Genomic DNA, 24,383 nt, shown 5'->3' on the forward strand with positions numbered 1-24,383 from the left:
CCTAGAGAATTTGTCTTAATGCCATTTTATGGAATACTCCCTTGCGGGCCATTAACTCATGATAATCGCCTACTTCTTCTATTTGGCCATTCACTAAAACAATAATCTTGTCCGCATCAATTATCGTGCTTAAACGATGAGCAACAACAATTCTGGTTGCATTAATTTGAGAAAGACTATCGGTGACTATTTGTTGCGTTTCATTGTCTAATGCACTGGTTGCTTCATCAAAAAACAACAACTGTGGGCGATTTACAAGAGCTCGAGCAATGATTAGACGTTGCTTTTGTCCACCAGACAATCCCCCAGTCCCTTCTGAAATCATTGTATGCATTCCCATTGGCATTCGTTTAATGTCTTTGTCAAACCCAGCTAGTTTTGCAGCAGTCCACGCATCGTCTAAAGTAAGTGGAGCGCTGCCAATAATGTTTTCAAAAATACTTCCAGGAAAAATAGAGGAGTTTTGTAAGACTACGCCTATTTGGCGACGAACCATGTTGATGTCCAGATCGATAAGGGACTGATCTTCAAAAAAGATACTACCAGATAGTGGGTTTTCAAATTGTAACAATAGGCGAAATAGAGTCGACTTACCGCTTCCAGAGGGACCTACAATAGCAACAAATTGACCTTCTTCAATTTTAAACGAAACGTCCTTTAAAATCAGAGGGCCACTTGTATCGTATTTAAAAAATAGATGATCGACCTCAATGTTCCCTTTGATTTTCCCAGGATCCTTTTTTACCGTTTGAACTTCTGGCATAGAATTTAAGATTGGCTTTATTCGCTCGTAGGTAGGTATTAAATTCAATAAGGAACTTAATGACCCAGTCATTTTCATGGAAATTGCAAGTAAACTACCAAAAGCAGCATTAAATGCTAAAAAACCACCGAGGCCCATTTTACTCTCATAAATCAATGGGGCAGCAAAAATGAAAATGATAATGGATGATAGAATTGGGACTACACTTTGCAAGCAAGAAAGCGCACTAAACCAAAGACTAGATCGAAACAGAGTTTTTCTATATTTTACAAATAGATTAGACCAATTATCAAATACATAACTTTGACTGGCTGTGGTCATGATTTTTTGAATGCCGCTGATGTATTCTGCTAACATCGAAGACAGATCTCCAAGCAAGCTTGAGGAAACTCTCGAAATTTTGATTTCTTGTTTGAGAATATAGAACATCAAAGCTGCGGTGAATAACATAATCGCTAAACTCACCAAAGCCAGAATAGAGCTGTAGTAAAACAGTAGTAAAAAGTAAAATAAGAGATAGGTCGAGTCAAAAATTGATTTAGCAGCCACACCAAATAGCTGATTCACAATGAGCTGAAACCCTGAAGCCCTATTTAATAAATCTCCTGCGCCATACTGTTGAAAAAATGAGATAGGCAATTTGATTACCCGATCCCACAAACCAGATACCCCTGAGTTATCAATGAAGGCCATTATTCTTGAAAGGGTATAGCTTCTTGCTACCTCAAATAAAAACAAACCAAAACCAAACGCAATTAATCCCAGTAGCAACTGGGATAATAAAGAATAGGACGAACTTGGAATGACTTCGCTGAATATTTGTCCTGTTGCCCATGGTGTAAACAGCCCAAGGAAACCTGTAATGACTGAAATGGTTAATACAAGCTTTAGTTCCGTTTTATGAGTAAACAAGGACCAACGCATGATGTCTATTAAATTCATGGGTCGATTTGGCAAGCTTCTATAAACAGACAGGGCAAAAGGGGATAAGGTTTGTGCAATGTTACTATCTACAGTTGTTTTAGAACCATTTTTTAAATTGATTATTTGATACCCTAATTTTTTATCAAATTTTAAGAGTACCGCTTGATTGGATTCCTCTAAAAAACCTATCAATAAGCCATGTGGGTTACTCCACCATTCACCAGCCAGAACAACCTGACGTTTAGGAATTTGTGAGTTATTTAAGAGATAATCTACTTTAGCTCGGTCATTCAATAAGGAGGGCATCTCTTGTGGGATGAGCAAATGAATTCCCAAGAGTTTACAGATGTATTGGCAACAGGCTATTGAAGTGCTTGACTGCTCTTCGAATTGAAAATCAGTATCGTCCTTCGTATAAAAATTACTAATTTCCTGTAAGGCATGGTTAAGTGAAGTGGATCGCTCAAATATTCCTCGGTTAAATTGTTGGTTTTCTATCCGCTCTCTTTCTTTAATTTCATTGATTATGACACTCAATAGTTCGTGGTTAAATGAAAGAATAGCAGGCGTGATTTGAGTTTTATGCAGAACTTGTTCAAAAGAGTATACCTCTACTTCAAAACTCTCTTCAGATGAAATCCATGTGTTAGTATCTATAGGTAGGATTGAATCCGTCCTAATAGGATTTCCAAGGTACTTTAGACTTCCTTGATGGAGTCGGAGCCAGACTATCTCTTGGGTTTCATTGGTATAAGCAATATTAGCTTGCAATGCATGAGTCCCTTCCTTGGGCATTGGTTCGATCATTCCTGGTTTTGAATATCCATAGATTGATTTGCTCAACAGAGAAATCCAAGCATTAATTCCTTTTATAAGATCATCCTTAATCTCATTATTTTGAAGAGCTAATTCCAGAGTCCTCAAGGATATTTGAATTAGCTGTGCATTTGGACTGCATTTGGCATGAAAAATCCATCGCGACTCTTTTTCTAATGATGGTTTTGAAAATATAAAATGTCCTCTGTTTAAACTGCACAATGGTTTTAAGGATGTGTTTCTGAGTGTATCGACTGTTTCGGTTAAAAATAGGTCAACTGTGCCTTCAACAACATAAAAGCAACATGGCGTGGTTTCATCATTGAGATCAGTCTCATCAATTTTAGCAATGGATTTTCCTTTTTTATGCAAAAATTGTTCTAAGTTGGTTTTTGTCACGATTGAGGTTCCATGCTGACCAATTTACTGTATGTCCCTCCACATTTAATTAATTCAGCGTGCGTTCCACGCTCAACAATCTCACCACGATCCAATACGATAATTTCATCGCTATCGCGTATTGTGCTTAATCGGTGGGCAATCATAATGCAGGTACATCCTCGATGTCGTATGTTGTTTAAAATCGATTCCTCTGTCACTGGATCGAGGGCGCTTGTTGCTTCGTCCATCACTAGAATCCTAGGGTTTTTAGCTAAAGCTCTAGCAATTTCTATGCGCTGACGTTGGCCACCACTGAAGTTAGCACCGCGCTCACTCACTTCTCCATCATAGTCACCTTCTCTTTGGGTGATGATGTCATGTACACAGGCATCTTTAGCAGCCTGGATAATGTCCTGCTTACTAATTGTAGTATCCCACATGGAAATATTTTCCGTTATGCTGCCACTAAATAGTCGGATTTCTTGATCCACAAGTGCAACTGAACCTACGTACTCCTCCATTGGAATTTCATCAATTGATTCATTGTCTAATTGTATAGAACCTTCCCAGGGGTTATAAAGGCGACAAATTAATTTGGCAATCGTTGACTTACCTGATCCTGAACCACCAACTAGAGCAATCCGTTGCCCTGGTTTAACTTCTAATGAAAAATCATGAATCAGCGGCTTTTGCGTGACATTATACCCAAACGAAAGGTTATTGATGGTTAAATACCCTTCTCGTTTAAGACGATTTGATTCGGTTTGAGGCATTGTTGGTTTTAGACGGCTAGGCGCTTTCATCACGTCGTCCACTTTAGCCATATCACCCGTCAGCTCTTGAATTGCTGAAGTAATTGTTACCAAATCCATGATGGGGTTTAAAAATCCATAAGCCAGACTTTGGAACGCAATCAAGACGCCTATTGTAATCTGTCCGGAAATAATTAGATAACTTCCTAATCCCAAAATAATGGCTGTATTGAGGCTATTAAACAACATGGGCATTGAACCAAAGTAAGTTGTTTTATCAGCCAGTTCCTGCTTAGCATTCACAATTTTAACTTGGATACCCAGTAATTTATTAAAAAAGTCATGCTCTCTGCCAGACGCTTTAAGCGTTTCTATACTATCAATGCCATTGTATGCGGTGCCTTCAAATTGACCTCGTGTAATACCAATTTGTAAGCTTTTATCTCGTCTTACACGCAATATCCTCTTTATGATTATAAAATTAAGTGCTGCGATGATTACTGTAACGCCGGTAAGGATGGGGGAAAAAATGATCATTAGCATCAGATAAAAAAAGGCAACGAAGATGTTTAAAAAGGTTCTTGAAACATGATTCGAAATCGCTTGAGCGACTTTGCTGTTCAACAATATGCGATTGCTTAAATCACCCGCAGTTCGTTGAGAAAAAAAGGAAAAGGGTAAATGCAGGATATGCCAAAAATAACTTGCTGAGTCCCTTAAATCCAGTTTTGATTCAAAACGGGACAAATAATAGTTTTGCATCCAAATTAAAACACAGTTTCCGACAGCTACGAAGGACAGGCCTATTACAATTGGCTTTAACCAATTGTGCATTCCTCCAATTAAAAAATTATCGATGTATATTTTAGTAAACGTAGGTATCAATAATCCAGGGATTACCAATAGAATTCCTATCAATAATAGAAATAAAACGGAATCATAATTGTTGGTCATCCGCTTTTTTAATGCACTGATTATGCTTGGTGGAGAACCTTGCTTAATGAAGTTTGTTGTGGGTTCAAAGGTCAAAACCACACCTGTGTATGCTTGATCAAATTCGTCCAATGTCACCGTTCGCGGACCTGTCCCTGGATCATTCAAATAAACGAGGTTATTCGAAAAACCCTCAACAACCAAAAAATGATTAAAATTCCAAAACACGATAAAAGGCAATTTAATGTCGTTTAATTGCTCCAACTCATAGCAAAACCCTTGGGCATTTAATCCATAATTTGTTGCTGCTATCACTATACTTGATGCTTTTGAACCATCTCTTGAAACACCACAATCTAAGCGTAATTGTTCTAAACTGACATAACAGCCATAATAAGCTAAGACAATCCCTAAAGCAGCAGCACCACATTCTACAGCCTCCATCTGAATGACTGTTGGTGTGCGTACGCGTTGAGTTCTTTTAGCCCATGTTTGGTTGGTCGTTTCAGTCATTTTAGTCTATCCCCACCGTTTTTTTCAAAAAGGGCAATACAAAACTGATGGGGGAGCGCTTCATTAATATGAGTGTTCCACTGCAGAGTGTTCCACTGTTAATTCTAACTGGAGGGCCAGCAGATGATGTCCATTTGTAGCCACTGATTGTTTGGGTGCTGGGCTCAAGATCTATGATGACTTTGTATTTCGGTCCAGTTTCAGTCAATTTTTTAACTAATTCTTCATCTCCTAGCTCATTAACCATGGATTCTATGGTCAGAGGGTATTTAGAAATGGAAGTTACTTTTCCAACCATACTGCCAAACTCCTCCACTTTGACAATATTAGGGATGACCATCGCGTCCATTCCTTTCATGATCTTTTTTCCATCGGTGAAGTTTACGTACAAAATGGCTTCAAGATCTTTAATATTTTTTCCAGTCAATTCCAAGCTAATGATCTTGGTGCCCACGCTGACAAGTTGGTCATTGTTGACTTTGACTTCAATCACTTTTCCAGAGTATGGCGTTACTACTCTGCTCTGTCTAACTAGGTTTCCATGCAAGGTATATAATCTATCGTTTAACTGATCTATTTTATTTTTAGCATCAGTCCGTTGTATTTTTAAATTATCGAGCTCAGCGATTTTAGCCTGAAGCATGCTGCTGGTCTCAAGAACTTTATCTTTAGTTAATAAGCCCTTATCAAATAGAATCTGTCTGTTCTGCAATCGCTCTTTTAAATTGGCAATTGTAAAGTTTGCTTGCTCTTGCAATAAATCAAAGTGTTTTAGTTGGTTATCGTAGTTTACTTTTTCATCGTTGATTTGGTTATTTAAGATATAGATATCATTGAGAATTTCTGGGATGAGAATGCGTGCTACAACATCGCCACGATCAACGTTACTTCCAGGCCTTACAGCGACATCGCTAATGGTGCCATTCACCGTTGAATAGACATTCAAGACACCGCCGGATCGAAGCAGTACTCCTTCAGCATTAATTTTTACTGCGATCTCACCGAAGATACCCCATAAAATGATTGCAAATGCCAAAGCAATGATGAGGCTGAGTACTAGCCATGCTTTGTTGCTCACTACTTGTATGAGTTGATCCAGTTTGTCTGGTGAGCTTAGACGTTCTAGCGCAACCTTTCGAAATGTTTCCTTTTTCTTAACTTCCATCGCTGTCCTAGCTAATTGGCTTTAGATTAATCCGGCAATGCATGTGGTCATGACAAATAAATAAGCCTTGCTCATAATAGAGTTGGGCTAGTGCTTGGGAGTATCCACTTTCCGCTCTTATCTTGTCTAATTGTGATTGCACTAATAAGTCTTTTATTCGTAAGGTATCAATGAGAGAAGCCTCTCCAAGCTTTAGTTTTATGATCTCATTGTTAAGTGTTTCACTGTAATTTCCAATAGCATTTTTACTATACGTGGTCTGATATCCAAATAATTTAACACTATTGAAGGCGGTGATTAAGCTAATCTTAATCGTTCGCAATAAATTATTGTAGTTAATTTTACTCTGTGCATAAACGGCTGATTGGGACATTAAATTTCCCCGTGCAGTGTTGTTTTCAATTGGAAAAGAATACGTTAAACCAACAGAGGCTACAGGCCCTTTTGTGTTTTCTGACAAAGAGCGTGTTGTTTCTGTTCCTTCGTATAAGCCGCGATAACCCACAGAAGCATTGCCATTAAATTGAGGATCCAAGTTTACTCTCTGTACTTTCAATAAGGTAAAATTAGATTTCATCGTCATAAAAGCAGCTTTTAAATCATTTCGATAAAGCATCATATTCTTAAAAAATTGGGCTAAAGCTCCTTGGGTAAAGTTCATGCTTCGCATCTTTGCAAAATTTGTACTGGGTGGTGGAAGCAGATTGATTGCTTCGGTCTTTATCCCCATTAAAGTGGCTAGGCGTTGTTTGTTTATAAAATATTGTTCCCGAAACGTGTAATAGAGCGCTAGACGACCTTCGTAGTTGGCTTTAGCGAGTGTTAAATCACTCTGAGTTTGCTCACCTCTTTTAACCATTTCTTTGATAACCTGGACTAATTGCTTGTCTTGTGCAACGGCTTTAGCCACAACATTAAAACTCTGATAGCTTTCTTCATAGGCCCAGTAGGCTATAATTGAACTCAATGCTTGTTTGCTGATTGTATGAGCATAGGTATATCGCTCAGCCAAATAATTCAAGTAATCTGCTTTTGCGGTTAAGCCAATGGCTGAACCCTGTAGAAATGGGACATTTAAGGTAAAATTGATAAACGATCGGTTCTCGATGGGGACGTTCAATGCCTTGTTCATATTCGTTTGTTGTCTTGTCATATTGACTGAGGTACCTACATTTATCCCATTATAGTAGGTTTTATTGAGTCCAATATTAAACTGACCGCTATCCGTGTTGAGTGAGGTGATTCCTGGGATGGTTTCCTGAGACAGTCCTAGAGGGTTGTATGCCTGTAAAGGATTGTAATCTTGTAATGCACTGATATCCCAGTTAAAAATCGTATCAAATAAACCAAATTCAGTTAAAAAATTGCCAAGAACAACGGCTTGTTGTTCTTCTTCGATTAAAATTTCAGGGGATAATAACAACGTAGATTCGAGAACCTGCCTCAAGGTTAACGTGCGTGTGCTTTTGGGGTGGTTTTTAGAAGGGGTTTGACTTATTGCTGTATCTGGGGCAATTAGAAGCACTATTGCGACATAAATACTGAATAATATTGAAACCGGTCTAATAGTAAGCCCTTTTTTGGGGGCATATAAGCGCATAAAAATCCCTTTCTATTAATTAACATCCTAGAATATCCTCATGCTCTAAGATATTTAAAGGGATAACGTTTATCGTTTCTCCCAGGCTTCAGAGGTGTTATTAAAGGCTTTGAGTTAGCTTTTGAAGTTTCTTAGCTTTAAAGCAACTAGTATCAACGTTGAAGGATAATGGAATTATAATTAGTATTTATAGCAAGCTCAAGTATTGGTTTTACTGGTTCTCTCGCAAAACTATTTTTTGGGTCAGGAACTGAGTTATTTGGGGCGAGATTATGACCCTAGCCCATAGAGCTGTTCAAAAATAGTCTGATTTTCCGATTCAGCATCGCTGATCGTTCCCTTGTAAAAGGACTGAGTCTACTCTGGAAATTATTTTTTTTGCGACAAAACCCGTTGGATAAGAGTGTTTTATCAGATGCTAAAGAGTATGCTATTCATGTTTTTATTATGGTACAACGCCTATAGGATATGAGTGGCGGAGTTGGAACGTTGGGCATCACTTCGTTTCAGCCCAACCCGTATTTGTTATTTCATTATCTGGGTGCATGTATCCAGCATGCAAGATGAAATCATTTCCAAATCATTTTCATCCGTATTTGAAAGTAGTTGTTTACAATTAAATAATGCGAATGCTGCTGTAAGGTGCCATGCGCAATGGAAGAAACTACCATATTTATCCAAATCCTTCCTTCCAACCCACTGATCCAATACACCAAAGATAAAAGTTGCTATGCCAAAAATTAGAGTACTAGGGTATTGGCTTAATAATTGATAATTTGAAAGTACGTTTATGAATGTAGAAACTGCAGCAATTTTATCGAGTTCATTCAACCGCCTTAACGGAATGGCATGACTTAATGTAGAAAATAGAGCTATGGATACTATCAAATAATCCTGATAATAAATTCCTACTGCAAAAAAACCAATATTGGTTAAAGTACAAAAATATTCTGCAATGTAATCAGAATGAATGTAATGTTTTTCGCACATAGAAGATTTATTTTTATATTCGCTTAAATAGATCAGTGCCTTATAGACTTTTGAATGACTTGGCATTTTGTCGATGACCAACAAGATATTATTTATGTTTTCTCCGCTAATATTCAGTTTTTCAAGATTAGTTGAGAGAATATCTCGATCATTACTGTCATGGTTTAATTTAGTTTCTAAAGAATTAGGCGGGTTTTTTAAGTTGCAACTTTCTAGAAGATGCCTTCCATTCTCTGCTAATTTAGAATCATGATCTAACCCATACTCTTTATAAATTGCATGAATGAAAGTTTCATATTGGTCATGATCCTGTTTATTATCATAAGGGTAAAAAGGATGTCTTGAGTTTTTAAGTTTTAGCAAATACACATCATTTTTTCCACGTTGATGTAGATTTTTAGCAATATTTTCAGTGCTTTTGGAGTCAACGGTTCTATCTAATTCAGAAGTAATAAATATAACCGGTACATTTTCTGGAAAGTTATCCAGCATACTAAGTGGTGAGTCAGATTCATCTTTATAACCAAACAATCCATAGCGGGTGAGGAAATTAGCCGAGCGCCGCATGCTTGATACAGCAATATCTGACATTACACCTTTACCAAGGTAATGGTTTGCCATATTTTTTATGACATTTTCCATTGAATCAATTGCCCCTTCCAATATGACTAATTTAACTTCAGGGTATTTATATTTAGCAAAAGCACAAAATGTGGCTGCTGTACCGCGGGATACGCCATATAAAACTAAACCATCATTTTTCATTTGGTTTTTCCAGCTTAAGTATTTTCTATGATGTGATTCAATATCAGATTCTTGGCCATATGAGATTTGTGAAGGGTTGGGTGAATGATAGTACACTGACCCAGAGTTTCGGTTCATGGAGGGAATTGTATTTACACCCGTAAAATAATTTTTAGACCATGAAATAGATGTATATAGCCATTTCATTGGATTAATATAATCATAATAGGTAGAGAAGGGGTGTAAATTTACATCTGCAATTTCAGGTCCAAGATGTACATTATAAATAACGTTGAGAGGCTTCAAACCATTTATCCCAACACCCCACATCCATTCACCAGTAGTTGCATGAATTCGTTTCCCGCCAGTGTAGTGTACAACTTGGGATTGTGTGCAATTAGCACCTTGGTAAAAGATGGTATCAAAGGGCTTGTATCTTTCTGTTTTTTCAAACATAACGGCACTCCGTTTTGTAATGATTTCTAATCACAACAAGTTATTAAATCATGTCCAAAGGACACAAACGAAATAATCAGGATTTTTGTTTGGCAGCTGTGCAAACGAGTTAGAATATTCTGAATTCAAACCAGGTTGTTGTTGGCTGTTTTAGAGACAAAAATTAAGGAAAGAAAAAATCTGGAATAATTTTATGACTTGGGTACCGAGTTGGCTTTAGTCTGCCTATATTGAGGTTGTTGTGAATGTAATTACTCATTTTGACTACTTGGTTTATGACAACCAGGACACTCTATCAAATAAGGTTTACCACAGCTATTAAGTCTTACCGAAAGCTCAGAAATTTCATGCAAGAAGCCACTTTCAATTATAATGAATCAATAGTAACCCAAACTAATAGAAAATGGCTTTATTCGATCTATTTTACCATCTAAAAAAGTTTTTAATCGCTCTTCCGACGGATCTTATTATCTGGCCAGCAGTAACTCCACCTGCTACTGAATCAAGATCATCCATTGATAACTTATCAGACACTAAAAATGGGTAGACATTTGCTGGTAACTGGTCAATCTCACTTTCATTTTTAATGATTTTGAAATCAACCCCGGGCTTTGTAATCACCCCTGCTTTGTGAATAGCTTCAGTTGGATTCTTTAGAAATAGTTCGTGATCTATTTGACTAAAACATTTCATTGCATCCTGTTCTGCCATATCTACATAATCTGATAATCGGTAATCAGACAGTTTTCTTTGAGCGCCCATGTTCTACTCCTATTAAGATAACTTACGCAAGCTAACCGCTTAATTAATTGTAGTACAGTATTTCAATATGATCCAAAATTGATTTGTTTGAGCTTAATTTGTCAAGTTCAATGGAAATTATAGGTATTGAGGTGGTTGAACACAGAAAATAAGTGACAGTTTTAATGAACTAAAACTGTTTGTGAGGTCATCTTATCCTGTTCGGGCTTTGCTTCTTCTGGTTTTGAACGTTTAGCTTTTGTTGAAGAAAAGAAACCAAAGTACGATGGGGTTTCAGTGGTAGGGGGCTTAACACTTTCTTTGAGATTATTGAGTAAGGCTTTTCGTTCTGGAGTATAGAACAATAGTTCTAGTAATTTAAAGAAAAGTTGTTTAATTTGCGCAAAGCTAAAAGCTTCTTTGGAGTCTGTATGTAACATGACTCGTTCAAAACTTGGATCTTTAACAACGTGATCAGCGATTTTGTCAATGCGTTGTTTAACCGTTAGCGTTGTGTCTTTGCAGATCGTCTCAAGCGCGTTAATACGCTTAGTTTTCGTCTCTAGAGTTTCATTGCTTTCAAAAACATCACCGCCATTGTCAATGGCTTTTTGGGATTTGTCAAAATAAGTCCTGAATTGACCAAGGACTCCCTCAATCTTATCTAGACGCTCAAATTGAGCGAAATGCATGTTTTTGAATAGTTTGGTTTTTTCATGAAGTAATTTTTTTACAGTGACGTTAATGTTTTCTGCTGTTTTAGAGTTTTGTACAATCTCATTTTTAAACGTTAACAGATAGGTACGTAGATTTGTATTAAACTCTTTATAAGTGTATTGCAAACCAATGTGTTGGTTACATATTATCTCTAGTTGATCATTAAATACCTCAACAGTGTAATCTTCAACAAACTGAATATTTTCTTGTTCCTGGGTTTTTTGCAGTTGCTCCAAGTATTCCTGCTTTTCTTTGGCTGTAGCAAACTTCATCGCATAAGTGTTTTTTAGCCCGAGGTAGTGGTGATAACTTGAATTCACTAAATCGTGTATATTGCAAAGTTGTGGATCATATTCTTCGAGGTTTGCATTGAGTAATTGGTCTAATTCTTTGTTGTAGATTGGGTCGCCCTTTGCCTGTGGAAGCTTAGATTGTAAGCCATGCAGCTTATACATGGCTTTTTTATATTCTTCAATGATTTCTTGTTCTGTAACTCTTTCTAAAATTGTAGGGACTATGGATGATTTTGCATCAAAATTTGCCTTGTATTTTCGGAGGAGTTCATGAAGTTTGATAATGTGTTTGTAACTGTTATCGAGATCTTTTGAATGTCTAGTAGCAAGTTCCATTTGCTTTTGGGCTTTCTTTATCCTCGTATGAATGGGTGTCATGTCGCAAATCATTTGAATATGAACTTTAGAAGGGAGTCTTAGAGGATGCAGCAAGCCTTTGTAATACTCATCAGTAATTTTTTTCAAAGGTCCTGAAATAAGTCCTGGTTTTAAGCATAGCCTGTTTTCCCACGCATCGGCTTCTAATAGCATAGGTGTAAAGATCTTTTCGTGGAATTGATCCAAGTTATTCATCATTGTGTCATGAGCGGTGCTTAAAAACTCATGCAATTTCTTGTTCATTTCTTGATAGAGAGAGAACATAGCTGGTGATTGCAGGAAAAGCTTGAAGTAGGAATCAGAACTTTTAATGATATTTTCTATCGTAATATTTGCTTTTTTTGCTCTAACATGAAGATTTTCCAGCTCGTCTGTTGTGAGGTAATTGTCATTTCTAAGACTTCTTATGTGCTTTGGTAATATATAAAAGGCATTAAGAGTATACCAGAGAGCGTTATTTTCAACTTCTAGTCCTTGATACTCAATCTCAGTAGGTGCTACTTGATAAGAGTAAGTTTGCTCTTGTGCAGTCGCAATAATCCACTGAATACGTTCTATAATATCTGAACCAATAAGCTTAAAATGGGGATCTTGGCTTAGCTTTATAACCAAGTGCTTTATTTCATTGATATGATCATAAGCTTGTAATAAATGGTATACATAGCGAGTCTCTGTACTCTTGTTGTTCAATTTTTCGAGTTCAGAAATTATTTTCTCAATGTGGTACAGGCTATTCCATATTCGTTTGAACGCCACTACTTGCGACGCTTGAGACAGATCTTTATCCTTATCCATTAATTCTGGATACGGAATCCCTTTGGGTAGCTCTGGTAATTGAATATCACTTAGTGATAGAGCTCCTTGCGGATTCAAATCGGGAAGTCTAAGTTCGGCTCTCATTGTATGATTAAACAAGAGTGAAGCACGAGTTAACTCTTTGCGAAGATCATGGACCATTTTTGAGTAACGAGTGTGCTTGATGACAAAATGAGCTCTGTTTTCAGTATTTACCTCAAGTTTTAGTATTGCAGCGTCATTTTCCTTTTTAAACTTATCATCGGCAATTCTTAAGTATTTATTATTGGATCGCGCCCATGACAGATCGATGTTAGTGAAGTAAACTTGAAAATGTTTGTCTAATTGCTCAAATAAATTGATTACAGGAGCTTTTAGAGCTTCTTGATCATTATTTAGTGCCCGCACAAATTGTTTATCAAATGAAAGTACATCATTTTTAAGATCGGGGTGAACACCATTGATGAAGTAGGGCTGAAATGCATTGTATAAGCGCTTACATTTTTCACGAGTGCCTTCATTCATCCTACTTAAATTTAGGGTAGTAACTTTAGTGTCACCTATTGGTGCTGAAAAAGGCTTTATAAGAGTTATAAATTCAAAGTATGCTTCTCTAGCAACCACGAATTTATTATGTTTATTTTTATACCATTGATGCAATTCAAGGGCTTGATTGGATGTTAAATCTTCAGGATTAGCAAGGACATTGCTTCCATTTTCCAGCTTGAACTTAAGCTGGGATTGAGTAATATCTTCTTTTGATAAGGCAGTAGCTTCATCGATGGTAAAGACATTGGTGGTCGCATTGTACGGGAACAGGGTAAGTTCTGTTTGTCTGTGGACAGAATGAAGCAAATCCTCGTTTAATTGAATATGGAATAGCTGTGTTTCTCTTTTTTTAGTGATTAGATCTTGCAATGTAGAACGCTTAGCCAACACAAAACTAACATGATCATCTGGTTTTTGACCCCTTAGCCAGCGGTAGGGTCTCCCCAAATAGGAGCGGGTCGATTCTCCATTGAGAAAGGTCTTAACTAGTAGCTCATTAAAATCCACATCCACTTCCTGCATGTACGGACTTAATAATTTGTAATGGCTTATCAGTTGTTCTTTTATTCCATTGGGCAAATCATGGATAGCCAGTTTTGAGTATCGTGCATCACTCAATAGATTAAAAAATTCATCAAAAGCAGCTTGAACCTTTTGTATTTTAAACAAAGCTTTATAAGCAACATCAATACGCTTATAAGTATTTTCAAGTCTTAACTCTAGGAATCGCGAGTCTTCTATACTTAAGAGCTCTTCCCCCTTTTCCTGAAAATTAACTGGTTTAGACGCATAATGGATTAACCAGGCATACAAGGGTTTGATCTGTTTCATTAAAGGAATTGAAAAAGTGCCAGGTTGCAGCATGGCATTCACTTCAATTTTATCCACTAATCCAAATAACGTGGGTAAATGTACGTATTTAAGTTGGGCTAATCTATCACGAATGAGATCTTGAGAGGATTTGCTAAAGTGACCCATCTGCTCTAGAGCGCTCGTGGACAAGGTAATTATATTACGAATGATGTGAATATAATTTAATACTTTTAATGAAACAAATAAGCCATTTCCCCTTAAATTTTCTATGTCATTCAAAAGCTTAAGAGCGGCTGTTTGTATCTCTTCTAATTTTGCATTATTTAGTGTCGGCTCTTTTTCTTTAATTTGTGTAGAGTATTTTTCAATGATCGAGGTAAACTCTTGGATGTAGCCAGGTAATAAAGCACTGAATTTAGTAAGTACTTCATAATTCCAATCATTGGGGTCAGGCTGCATCTGATCAAGTACAATGCCGGACACTTCGCCAACGGTATAAGCTATAGGATAGGTTTTTAGAGAGTCAACAATTTCTTTCGTATCTTTCGAATAAGTGCTTGCAAAGGCTTTTAATTTTGTGAATGCAGGGAGGAATAGCGCCAGTTCATCTTTAAATATATCTTGAATATCCACATCTAAATGAGTGATTAGATAACTTGCTTGGTAGGCTTGATGTATAGTGTGTCCATAAACTAGTTTTAAATTATCGTAGGATTTGGCCAGGTTTCTGATGTCTAGTTTCTCAAGATCCAAAAAGGCTAATCTTGCGTAATAAAGCGCATTGATTAATTTTTTAATTTGGGAAACGTTCTCTGGGTCTAGTTCAAAATTAGTAAAGGGCACCCCTTCCTTATTCATTTTTTCTAGGTATGGGGCTAATCTTGGATTAAAATGTTTACTCTTTAAGGTTTCAAGTACTTTAGTATGAATAGTCGCTATCAGAGCAGAAAATTGGTTTTCTTTAAATGATTCTATAAGTTCTATGTATTCTGAAATCATTATTGTACCAATGTTTTATTATCGCAAGAGTATATTCAAAGATCCTTAAGCGAATATTAACACATTATTTTTAATAAGCTAACTGTTAATTTTTTTTTAAAGATGAGTTTAGATTGTTCTTTAAGCTAGGGTTTTAATTTTGAATTATTTTTACGGATAACTCTAGAGTGAACTGTGCGACTTCTTCAGGTTTCTGTGGGTAGTTTGTGTAGGCATGAATATGAATGGGTTTGTTCACGCGTTCACCAGACTGTGTGGCGTCGACCAGCATTTGTTTGACCTGGTCTCCTTCATTACACACAAAATACACGTTAGACTCGGGCCTTTTAAGAAATTGCGCTTGAAAAGATTTGAAGGCGAGCATTACATTGCTCTTATTTTGATCGGCATGATAGAACGCATGCAGGCCACCGGCTAAATCTGCTCCAACAGATAATGCGCCAAAATACATCGAGTTGAGGTGGTTACGGCTTCTTCTGTTTAATCGAATCTTTACAACAAGCTCTTTATCGTTCAGTTTAATTATTTTAGGTCTTAAATAGCCAATCATGGCTACTTTAAAATGGCCAAAATACCATAAAAAGAATTTAAAGCGCTTTAAAGGACTCATCCCTTTTCCTTTGTTTTTAAATGGCTTATGATTTTTTTTACTCCGGAGACAGTTGTAACGCGCTTAATGATATAAGCAACAGATTCTGCGTTTTGAACTTGGCCCGTTAGGGTAACCACTCCATTGGTTGTTTCCGCATTAATTCCCACTAATGGAATTGACTCATCATCCAGTACTTTTGCCTTTAGAACAGCTGTTTCAACTTCAGCGGTGATTAGAGCATCTGTAAATACGGTGTTAACCTGTTTGATGTGTAAATTATTGGCATTAACTGACTGCACTCCTCTGGTATGTTTAGCGATTCTTAAAGCATCTATAAATGCATTTTGGTCTGAAACATAACCTTTTAAAGTAACAACTCCTTTACTGGTTGAAATCGAAACTTTGAGAGGATTAAGATTTTTATTCTCTGTGAATTTTGCAGTGATTTTGGTAGTAATATAAGTATCACTTACTTCCTGCTCAATGTGTTTGAGTTCATTTGCATGCAAGCCACCTAAATGCAATAACGAAGCAACTATCATAAAACACATGAAACGGTTTAACATTCGTATTCCTCTCATCTAACGTAAGAATATTGAAACAGAATTTTTCAAGAGAGTATAGATCCATAGACCTCGGCGTGATAAATCTGCCCCCTTATGGCTGAAATTTCTCTTCAGGAAACTTGAAAAAACAGCGAATTAATGACATTCATTCAAACAGGCACCGGAATATTTGTTTAATTTTTGTTAGAGAGCTATACTCGATGTTTTTTATTTCAAACACCTCATCCCATGCAAAAAATCAGCATTCGTGGTGCTCGCACGCACAATCTTAAAAATTTGGACATTGAGCTACCAAGAGATAAATTAATTGTTATCACGGGATTATCTGGGTCAGGGAAGTCCTCGTTAGCTTTTGATACCTTATATGCTGAAGGGCAAAGACGTTATGTAGAGTCCTTATCCGCCTATGCTAGGCAGTTTTTGTCAATGATGGAAAAACCGGATGTCGACTCTATAGAGGGATTATCACCGGCAATTTCAATTGAACAAAAAGCCACTTCACATAATCCTCGATCGACAGTTGGAACGATCACAGAGATTTATGATTATTTGCGATTACTGTTTGCTCGAGTTGGTGAGCCTCGTTGTCCAGAACATCAAGTAAGTTTGCATGCTCAAACGATAAGCCAAATGGTTGATCAAGTACTTGCTTTACCAGAAGACAGTAAAGCGATGATTTTAGCGCCCGTAGTTCGTGAGCGAAAGGGGGAACACTTGCAGTTGTTGCAACACCTTCAGTCTCAAGGATATGTCCGGGCGCGAATAGACGGGGAGATCTATGAGCTAGACTCTCCTCCAAAATTAGGCTTACGTACCAAACATACTATAGAGGTGGTAGTTGATCGCTTTAAAGTGCGCTCCGATTTGGCGACTCGTTTAAGCGAGTCCTTTGAAAATGCACTTCATTTAGCGGAAGGAATTGTGATCGTAGCTTCTATGGATGATGGTTTCGAAGAAATGTTGTTCTCATCAAAATTTGCTTGCCCTGAGTGTGGCTACAGTTTAAGTGAGTTAGAGCCTAGATTGTTCTCCTTTAATAATCCTGTTGGGGCTTGTCCGTCTTGTGATGGTTTGGGCGTGGATCAATTTTTTGATCCAGAGAAGGTCGTTCATGAGCCTTGTGCCAGCGTTGCGGATGGTGCAATCCGCGGTTGGGATAAAAAAACAACGTATTATTTTAGTATGCTGGAGTCGTTAGCTCGTCATTATGGTTTTGATACTAAAACAGCCTTTTGTGATCTTCCAGACGAAGTGCGTCAGGTTATTTTATACGGTAGTCAAGGAGAGATGGTTGAATTTAACTACCATAGGCCAAATGGTGGTTATATGGTTAAGCGTCACAGCTTTGAAGGCGTTATTCCCAATATGCAGCGTAGATATCGAGAATCAGATTCTGGAATGGTCAGAGAAGAGCTCGCAAAATATTTATCATCACGTCCTTGCCAAGAATGCAGTGGAGCAAGGCTAAGAGAAGAAGCACGGAATGTGTTTGTAGAAAACAAAAATTTACCAGAGATTAGCAGTTATTCTATAGAACAGGCCTATGATTTTTTTAATCAATTGAAGTTAACGGGATACAGAGGGGAAATTGCCGCAAAAATCAACAAAGAAATTGTTGAGCGATTAGGATTCCTAGTGAATGTTGGTTTAGATTATTTGTCTTTAGCACGAAGTGCGGAAACGTTGTCAGGTGGAGAGGCCCAAAGAATACGATTGGCCAGTCAAATTGGTTCTGGATTGGTTGGAGTTATGTATATTCTGGATGAACCTTCCATTGGATTACACCAAAGGGATAATGATCGATTGCTTGCTACATTGGTGCACTTGCGCAATCAAGGCAATACAGTGATTGTCGTTGAACATGACGAAGACGCTATTCGCAGTGCGGATTTTGTTTTGGATATTGGTCCAGGCGCAGGGGTCCATGGTGGGCAAATCGTTGCAAGTGGAACTCCTTATGAAGTGATGGAAAACAAGGACTCCTTGACTGGACAATATTTATCTGGAGTCCAAAGCATCGAAATTCCCACTTCTCGAATTCCAGTAAACCCAGAGCGCATGATTCATTTGCAAGGAGTAAACTGTAACAATCTATCTAACGTGGATGTCAGTATTCCTTTAGGGTTATTCACTTGTATTACTGGCGTGTCAGGTTCAGGGAAATCGAGTTTAATTAACGATACCTTGTTTCCAATTGCTGCGAATACTTTAAATAGAGCTAATTTATTCACACCAGGCGCAATTAAACATCTTTCAGGTTTACACCTATGTGATAAGGTTATTGATATTGATCAAAGCCCGATTGGCCGTACTCCTAGATCGAATCCAGCAACGTATACCGGTTTATTTACTCATATCAGGGATCTCTTTTCAGGGACACCTGAATCCAGAGCTAGAGGTTATCAACCTGGACGATTCAGCTTTAATGTAAAAGGTGGTCGATGCGAGGCCTGTCAAGGTGATGGTTTAATTAAGGTGGAGATGCATTTTCTACCTGATATTTATGTTTCATGTGATGTGTGCACGGGTAAACGTTACAATCGTGAAACCTTGGAAATTCAATATAAGGGCAAGACAATCCATGAGGTATTAGAGCTAACTGTTGAGGATGCCTGTGAGTTTTTCTCAGCAATTCCAGTCATTGCTAGAAAATGTCAAACCTTAATGGATGTCGGTTTGTCTTATATTAAATTAGGTCAAAGTGCTACAACCCTCTCTGGGGGTGAAGCTCAGCGCATTAAACTGGCCAGAGAACTTTCAAAGCGAGATACAGGAAACACGCTCTATATTCTTGATGAACCTACCACGGGTCTGCATTTTCACGATACCAAACAATTATTGAAGGTGTTAAATCGTCTCCGAGATCAAGGGAACACGATTATAATCATCGAACACAATCTTGATGTCATTAAAACAGCAGATTGGATCATTGATCTTGGGCCTGAAGGGGGGAGCAAGGGAGGAACGATTATTGCTACGGGTACTCCTGAAATGGTGGCTCAGCATCCTGGATCTTTTACAGGCCAGTTTTTGAAATCAATTTTGACAAAATCGTGTAGTATTACTGGTTAACCTCATTGAAAAAACTTCCACTCCCTTACGGCCGCAGCTCAGATTAGTTTTGTATTAACAGAGCCGCGACTGTGTGGGAGCGGACTTGTTTAAACCCCTCTGTTAATTTTTATATTTTAGGTCTATAAATAGGATAGGGATTTCAATAGGAAAATAACATGAAAACATTTCTAATAGCTGTTTTAGTGATTATTGTATTGGTTTTTATATGGGCAATTGGAATTTACAATACCCTAATAGGGTTAATTGAGGCTATTAATAACAATAAGAAGCAAATAGATATTCAATTGGACAGACGATTTAAAGTGTTTGAATCGCTCATTGAATCAGTAAAAAAGTACATGGATTATGAAAAGACGACATTAAAAGACGTTGTTGCACTCCGTAATCAAGCTCAGGTGGCTAAAGAAGCTGGTGATGAAAAAGGTCGAATAGCAGCTGAGAATGGTATTTCACAAATTGCCTCTAATTTAAATCTAGTTTTTGAGCAATATCCAGACCTAAAAGCAAACCAAAATGTATTGCAACTGCAGGAAGAAATTGTAAACACTGAAAATAAATTAGCGTATGCTAAACAAGCCTACAATGATGGAATTGAACGTTATAATGCTAAGAAAAAATCGTTTTTTGAAGCCATGGTGGTCTCAGCATTTCCTGATGCTTTGAACAAAGATTTTATCTATTGGGGACTTCCAGAAGAACAAATTCAAGCCAAAGAAGACTATACCGTTAAACTCTGAGATTAAATCATGAGTATCAAAGATTTCCACGCCACCGCAGGGGATTGGCGTGGACAATTAAAACTGAATGAACGCAGAACGCGAAGAGTCATCTATTTGTTTTTTGGGATCTATCTATTAGTAGGGTTGATCGTTGATGCGGTTGTGCTTGAGGGCATGTATCCACAAGCATCGCTGGAGTCTATTATTAGAGCTCTACTTACCTTAAAAGTGGTCCCCTATGCCACTTTGCTGATGCTGGCTATAGCTGCAATTTCCTTGCTTGTTACTTATTCTTTGTACGATCGAATTATGTTGCTTGGAACAGAGTATCATGAGGTAACCCCTTCTACTGCTCAATCATTACAAGAAAAACAATTATACAACGTGGTCGAAGAAATGAAGGTTGCTGCTGGACTCCAATACATGCCTAAGGTATTTATAATTGAAGCCAATTATATGAATGCTTTTGCCAGTGGTTATAGTGAAAAATCAGCTATGGTTGCTATTACTCGAGGGCTTCTTGAGAAATTGGATAGAGCTGAGCTTCAAGCCGTGATGGCTCATGAGTTAAGTCATGTCAGACATCATGACATCAAACTCACTTTAATGGTTGCTGTATTAAGCAACATTTTATTGATAGTGATAGATATTTTATTTTACTCAATGCTTTATAAACGCGATAGAAAGGGAGATAACCGCCTATTGATGGTGATCATCATTTTGAGGTACGTTCTCCCTATTATTACGGTTCTCTTGGCTTTATTTTTAAGCAGGACTAGAGAGTTCATGGCTGATGCTGGAAGCGTTGAGCTTATGAGGGACAATGAGCCTATGGCGAGAGCTTTAATGAAAATAAGTCAAGATCATGCTGAACATGCTGATGAGTATTCGAAAGCATATGGGGAAACTCCTCATGAGCAAGTTAGACAAGCATCCTATTTGTTTGACCCCTCAGCAATTGACCCAGTAAAATCTTTGAGCAGCGCGTTTTCTACCCACCCAAGTCTGGATCAGAGAATGGAAGCATTAGGTTTTAAGCGTAAGGCCTAATTTATTCTCGAAGCCCAACCCCACGTTTTAATAAAATCATATTGATGACAGTCAGCACGACGAGCATTGCAATAATAATGGTCATGGCTAACCCCATGCTTACTTCTTCTTGATCGATCATCGTATGACGCAATGCATTGACCATGTACAAGATGGGATTAAATAGAGAGATGTATTTCCAAACCCCAGGCAGCATATTGACGCTATAAAATACTCCCCCCAAGTAAGTTAAAGGGGTTAGTACGAAAGTAGGGATTATCATAATGTCATCAAAATTTCGGGCAACCATAGCATTCGTAAAGCCTGCCAGTGAAAAAATCGCTGCTACCAACAATACGACTAATAGTGTCATAGGGAGATGATCAAATTGAATCTCCAGGAAAAAGGAGGAAATTATAAACACGAGTACCGCTACAATTAAACCACGTAATACCCCTCCTAGAACATAGCCTAACAACAGCATCCCATCATGCATGGGGCTGACTAACATTTCCTCAATGCTTTTTTGGAATCTTACGCTATAAAGTGAACTGGATACATTGCCATAGGAGTTAATGATCACAGACATCATAATCAATCCTGGTGCTATGAACATGGAATAGGTAACCCCATGAATATCCCCGATGCGGCTTCCAATTAGGCTTCCGAATATCAAGAAGTATAGGGTAGTGGTTATAACGGGAGGTAGGAAGACTTGGCTTGCAATGCGAAACATTCGCACTAATTCCCGTCGAACTAAAGTGTATAAAGCAATAAGCTGTATTTTAGTGGTCATTTTTGATGAGATCCAAAAAGAGTTCTTCTAAGCGATTGGTTTTATTCCGCATGCTGTGGACTTGAATGCCATGTTTATTTAATTCAGAGAACACTTCATTCAAAGACACTTTGTTATCAACTTTTAACTCAAAACTTGTTGGGTCAATAGAGGTCGCCTGAAACTGGGTGAATTCAGGAAGTGTGTCTATCGGTGATGAGGCATTAAAAATAAACGTTTGGTGCCTTAATGTTTGCAATAACGATTTCATGGATGTATTTTTGATGATATTGCCTTTATCAATGATAGCAATGTTTTTACAGAGTTGTTCTGCTTCTTCCAGATAGTGTGTAGTTAAAATTATCGTAGTCCCTTCTGCATTGGTTTGGGTTAAAAAGTCCCACATGCTTCTGCGAATTTCTATGTCCACTCCTGCAGTTGGTTCATCAAGAATAAGTACTTTCGGTTGATGTATTAATGCCCGGGCAATCATGAGCCTGCGCTTCATTCCACCTGATAAATGGCGGACTATGGAGTGTCTTTTTTCCCACAGGCCTAATTGCTCTATCAGCAATTCAGCTCTGGGAAGAGCGTTTTTTCGACTGATCCCATAATATCCAGCCTGGTTTAGTAAAATCTGCTCGCAATTTTCAAAAATATTCAAATTAATTTCTTGAGGAACCAGTCCCAAGCAGGCTTTGGCTTGACTTGTTTCTTTTTCTAAATCAAATCCATAAATCTTAATTTGTCCTGAGGATTTATGAATTAAATCAGTGATTAAGCCTATGGTAGTTGATTTTCCAGCACCATTTGCTCCTAACAGAGCAAAAAAATCCCCAGTTTGGACTTTTAAATCAATCCCTTTTAGAGCCTCAACACCATTGGAGTATGTTTTGGATAATTGTTCAATGTCTAAGGCATACATTATCATCTAATAGTTCTAATCTGAATTTGTATATGATATTGCTAATTCTTTTGGAGTGCTAGCAGGGAAATGCACTAAATAAGGGAAAAAATGCTTAATCACCACTGTCTCTTTTAACGAAAATGATTACCAAGAGTCAAAACTAGCAGAGTCCGATTGATTTATTTCATCGTCAGTCTCGCTCTCCTCAAAGGAACTTCTCATTTTCGTCGACGGTTGAATGATCATTCTTCTTGATTCCATTGCTTGCTGTATGACTAACAAGATAGAGGGAGGGCCTGAGTTAAATCGTGATTTTTTTTTTCTCCTTCTGCAACAAATCGTTCATCTTGAGGTTTCTTGGCTTGTGGTTTTAATTTCTTCTCTTGTTGACTCTTTATTGCTTCTTGTAGCTCACTGAAGAAGCTTTTCTCTGATAAAACTCTTAAAGATTGTTTAGGGAGAGGTGGCATTTCAGGGGGAGTAGGAGGAGGCGGGGTGGTGTTTTGTAGCTTCGACGATTCACCATGAGAGTTTAACTCGGTGGTATGAACCACTGCACTATTTGTTGAAGTGGATACAGTGATTGAAATTTCTGCTTTGGTACTAGCATTCAAAGTATGTTCTGTTTTTACTCTTTGTAGCTCTTGGCTTGGTGAAGTTGGAATGGATTTTTCAACCGGTGTGTTCCCCACCTCTTTGGTTTGAAAAATAGATTGTGGTATTGGTTTTTGTTTGGTGACATCCGTTAGCATTTTTAGCAAGTTGCTTAGAGTAGAAAGTTGAGTTTCTGCCGAAACTATCTGTGGGTGCAATGAAGTAAATAAACGTTGAGAATCGATCTGATCCTTCAAAATATAATTCTCGCTTTTGAGAGCGGTATTTTCTTTTTGCAGTTCTTCAACTTGTCTTTTTAACATTTCGATCTCGCTGCGTGACGATTTTTGCTCAAGCTCTCTTATTTGTTTATTTGTTGAAAGGGCTGTTTCTAAATCTTCAATCATACTTGCAGATAATTTTTCACTTGGGTTTACTTTCAGCTGTGTAAGTCCTCTCTCTAGAGGAGCAAATAGTTTAGTGGACTCATTATATACTTTTATAAAGTCTATCCAGCATACCAGTAGGTAAGGGTTTGTTTGGGTTTTCAGCAAGATGGTATTACTGAGGTATTCTATAATGCTTGCATCATTGAAAGAGGATCTGTTGCCATTCACTAACTCAAGAATGTCAATTAGTTTTCCACAAACAATACCGTGGTTAAATTCTTTTGTCCAATGGTAAAAAGCAGTTTTTCCATTTTGTTTATAGGCTTCAATAAAGTCACTATAATGCTTAATAAATTGATCGCTGATAGCCACTTGCTATTCTCCTACTCCTTGGAACCATTGTGTTTCATTTAAT

At 37.6% G+C, this 24,383-nt stretch carries 15 protein-coding genes; 3 read left to right on the plus strand and 12 right to left on the minus strand.

Annotated elements, in window-relative coordinates; genetic code table 11:
• Window position 1: 1 nt before the first annotated feature.
• The 9 genes from Lwal_RS12085 to Lwal_RS12125 all read right to left on the minus strand — a co-directional run bounded on the left by Lwal_RS12085 (window position 2) and on the right by Lwal_RS12125 (window position 16,480).
• Window positions 2-2,902 (minus strand): NHLP bacteriocin export ABC transporter permease/ATPase subunit, encoded by a 2,901-nt coding sequence (locus Lwal_RS12085; RefSeq protein WP_058481062.1) that lies wholly within the window; start codon window positions 2,900-2,902, stop codon window positions 2-4.
• Complete coding sequence (locus Lwal_RS12090) at window positions 2,899-5,082, minus strand: NHLP family bacteriocin export ABC transporter peptidase/permease/ATPase subunit (RefSeq protein WP_058481063.1); 2,184 nt, start codon at window positions 5,080-5,082, stop codon at window positions 2,899-2,901. The genes Lwal_RS12085 and Lwal_RS12090 overlap by 4 nt, the downstream gene beginning before the upstream one ends.
• A 1-nt stretch (window position 5,083) precedes the next feature.
• The gene (locus Lwal_RS12095; RefSeq protein ID WP_058481064.1) at window positions 5,084-6,247 is read right to left on the minus strand and encodes an NHLP bacteriocin system secretion protein; all 1,164 of its coding nucleotides are present in this window, start codon (window positions 6,245-6,247) and stop codon (window positions 5,084-5,086) included.
• A 7-nt stretch (window positions 6,248-6,254) separates the two neighbouring features.
• Window positions 6,255-7,847, minus strand: coding sequence for a TolC family protein (locus Lwal_RS12100; protein ID WP_058481065.1), 1,593 nt, complete (start codon window positions 7,845-7,847; stop codon window positions 6,255-6,257).
• A 525-nt stretch (window positions 7,848-8,372) separates the two neighbouring features.
• The gene (locus Lwal_RS12105; protein ID WP_058481066.1) at window positions 8,373-10,037 is read right to left on the minus strand and encodes a prolyl oligopeptidase family serine peptidase; all 1,665 of its coding nucleotides are present in this window, start codon (window positions 10,035-10,037) and stop codon (window positions 8,373-8,375) included.
• A gap of 423 nt (window positions 10,038-10,460) precedes the next feature.
• Entirely contained in the window at window positions 10,461-10,799 is a 339-nt protein-coding gene (locus Lwal_RS12110; RefSeq protein ID WP_058481067.1) for a hypothetical protein, read from the minus strand.
• A 161-nt stretch (window positions 10,800-10,960) separates the two neighbouring features.
• Window positions 10,961-15,322 carry a hypothetical protein gene (locus Lwal_RS12115; protein ID WP_058481068.1) on the minus strand — a complete coding sequence of 1,454 codons (4,362 nt, stop codon included), beginning with the start codon at window positions 15,320-15,322 and terminating at the stop codon, window positions 10,961-10,963.
• Between the two features lie 133 nt (window positions 15,323-15,455).
• Window positions 15,456-15,932: a DUF4442 domain-containing protein gene (locus Lwal_RS12120; protein WP_058481069.1), complete on the minus strand. Its 477-nt coding sequence runs from the start codon at window positions 15,930-15,932 to the stop codon at window positions 15,456-15,458.
• Window positions 15,929-16,480, minus strand: coding sequence for a BON domain-containing protein (locus tag Lwal_RS12125; protein ID WP_095197482.1), 552 nt, complete (start codon window positions 16,478-16,480; stop codon window positions 15,929-15,931). Before Lwal_RS12125 ends, Lwal_RS12120 begins: the two co-directional genes overlap by 4 nt.
• Window positions 16,481-16,708: 228 nt before the next feature.
• Between Lwal_RS12125 and uvrA the strand changes: the two genes are divergently transcribed.
• From uvrA to htpX, 3 genes are all read left to right on the plus strand, one after another.
• The gene (gene uvrA, locus Lwal_RS12130) at window positions 16,709-19,552 is read left to right on the plus strand and encodes an excinuclease ABC subunit UvrA (protein ID WP_058481269.1); all 2,844 of its coding nucleotides are present in this window, start codon (window positions 16,709-16,711) and stop codon (window positions 19,550-19,552) included.
• Window positions 19,553-19,710: 158 nt separating this feature from the next.
• Window positions 19,711-20,292, plus strand: a complete 582-nt coding sequence (locus tag Lwal_RS12135) for a LemA family protein (RefSeq protein ID WP_058481071.1) — start codon at window positions 19,711-19,713, stop codon at window positions 20,290-20,292.
• A 9-nt stretch (window positions 20,293-20,301) separates the two neighbouring features.
• Window positions 20,302-21,324, plus strand: coding sequence for a zinc metalloprotease HtpX (gene htpX / locus Lwal_RS12140; RefSeq protein ID WP_058481072.1), 1,023 nt, complete (start codon window positions 20,302-20,304; stop codon window positions 21,322-21,324).
• A gap of 1 nt (window position 21,325) precedes the next feature.
• Here the strand turns inward: htpX and Lwal_RS12145 are convergent, their stop codons facing one another.
• The 3 genes from Lwal_RS12145 to Lwal_RS12155 form a co-directional block, all read right to left on the minus strand.
• A complete protein-coding gene (locus tag Lwal_RS12145; protein ID WP_058481073.1) occupies window positions 21,326-22,099 on the minus strand; it encodes an ABC transporter permease in 774 nt (257 codons plus the stop codon).
• A complete protein-coding gene (locus Lwal_RS12150) occupies window positions 22,089-23,003 on the minus strand; it encodes an ABC transporter ATP-binding protein (RefSeq protein ID WP_058481270.1) in 915 nt (304 codons plus the stop codon). The genes Lwal_RS12145 and Lwal_RS12150 overlap by 11 nt, the downstream gene beginning before the upstream one ends.
• 257 nt (window positions 23,004-23,260) lie before the next feature.
• Entirely contained in the window at window positions 23,261-24,340 is a 1,080-nt protein-coding gene (locus Lwal_RS12155; protein WP_058481074.1) for a hypothetical protein, read from the minus strand.
• Window positions 24,341-24,383: the final 43 nt, after the last annotated feature.

The organism is Legionella waltersii (assembly GCF_001468085.1).
Lineage (GTDB): Bacteria > Pseudomonadota > Gammaproteobacteria > Legionellales > Legionellaceae > Legionella > Legionella waltersii.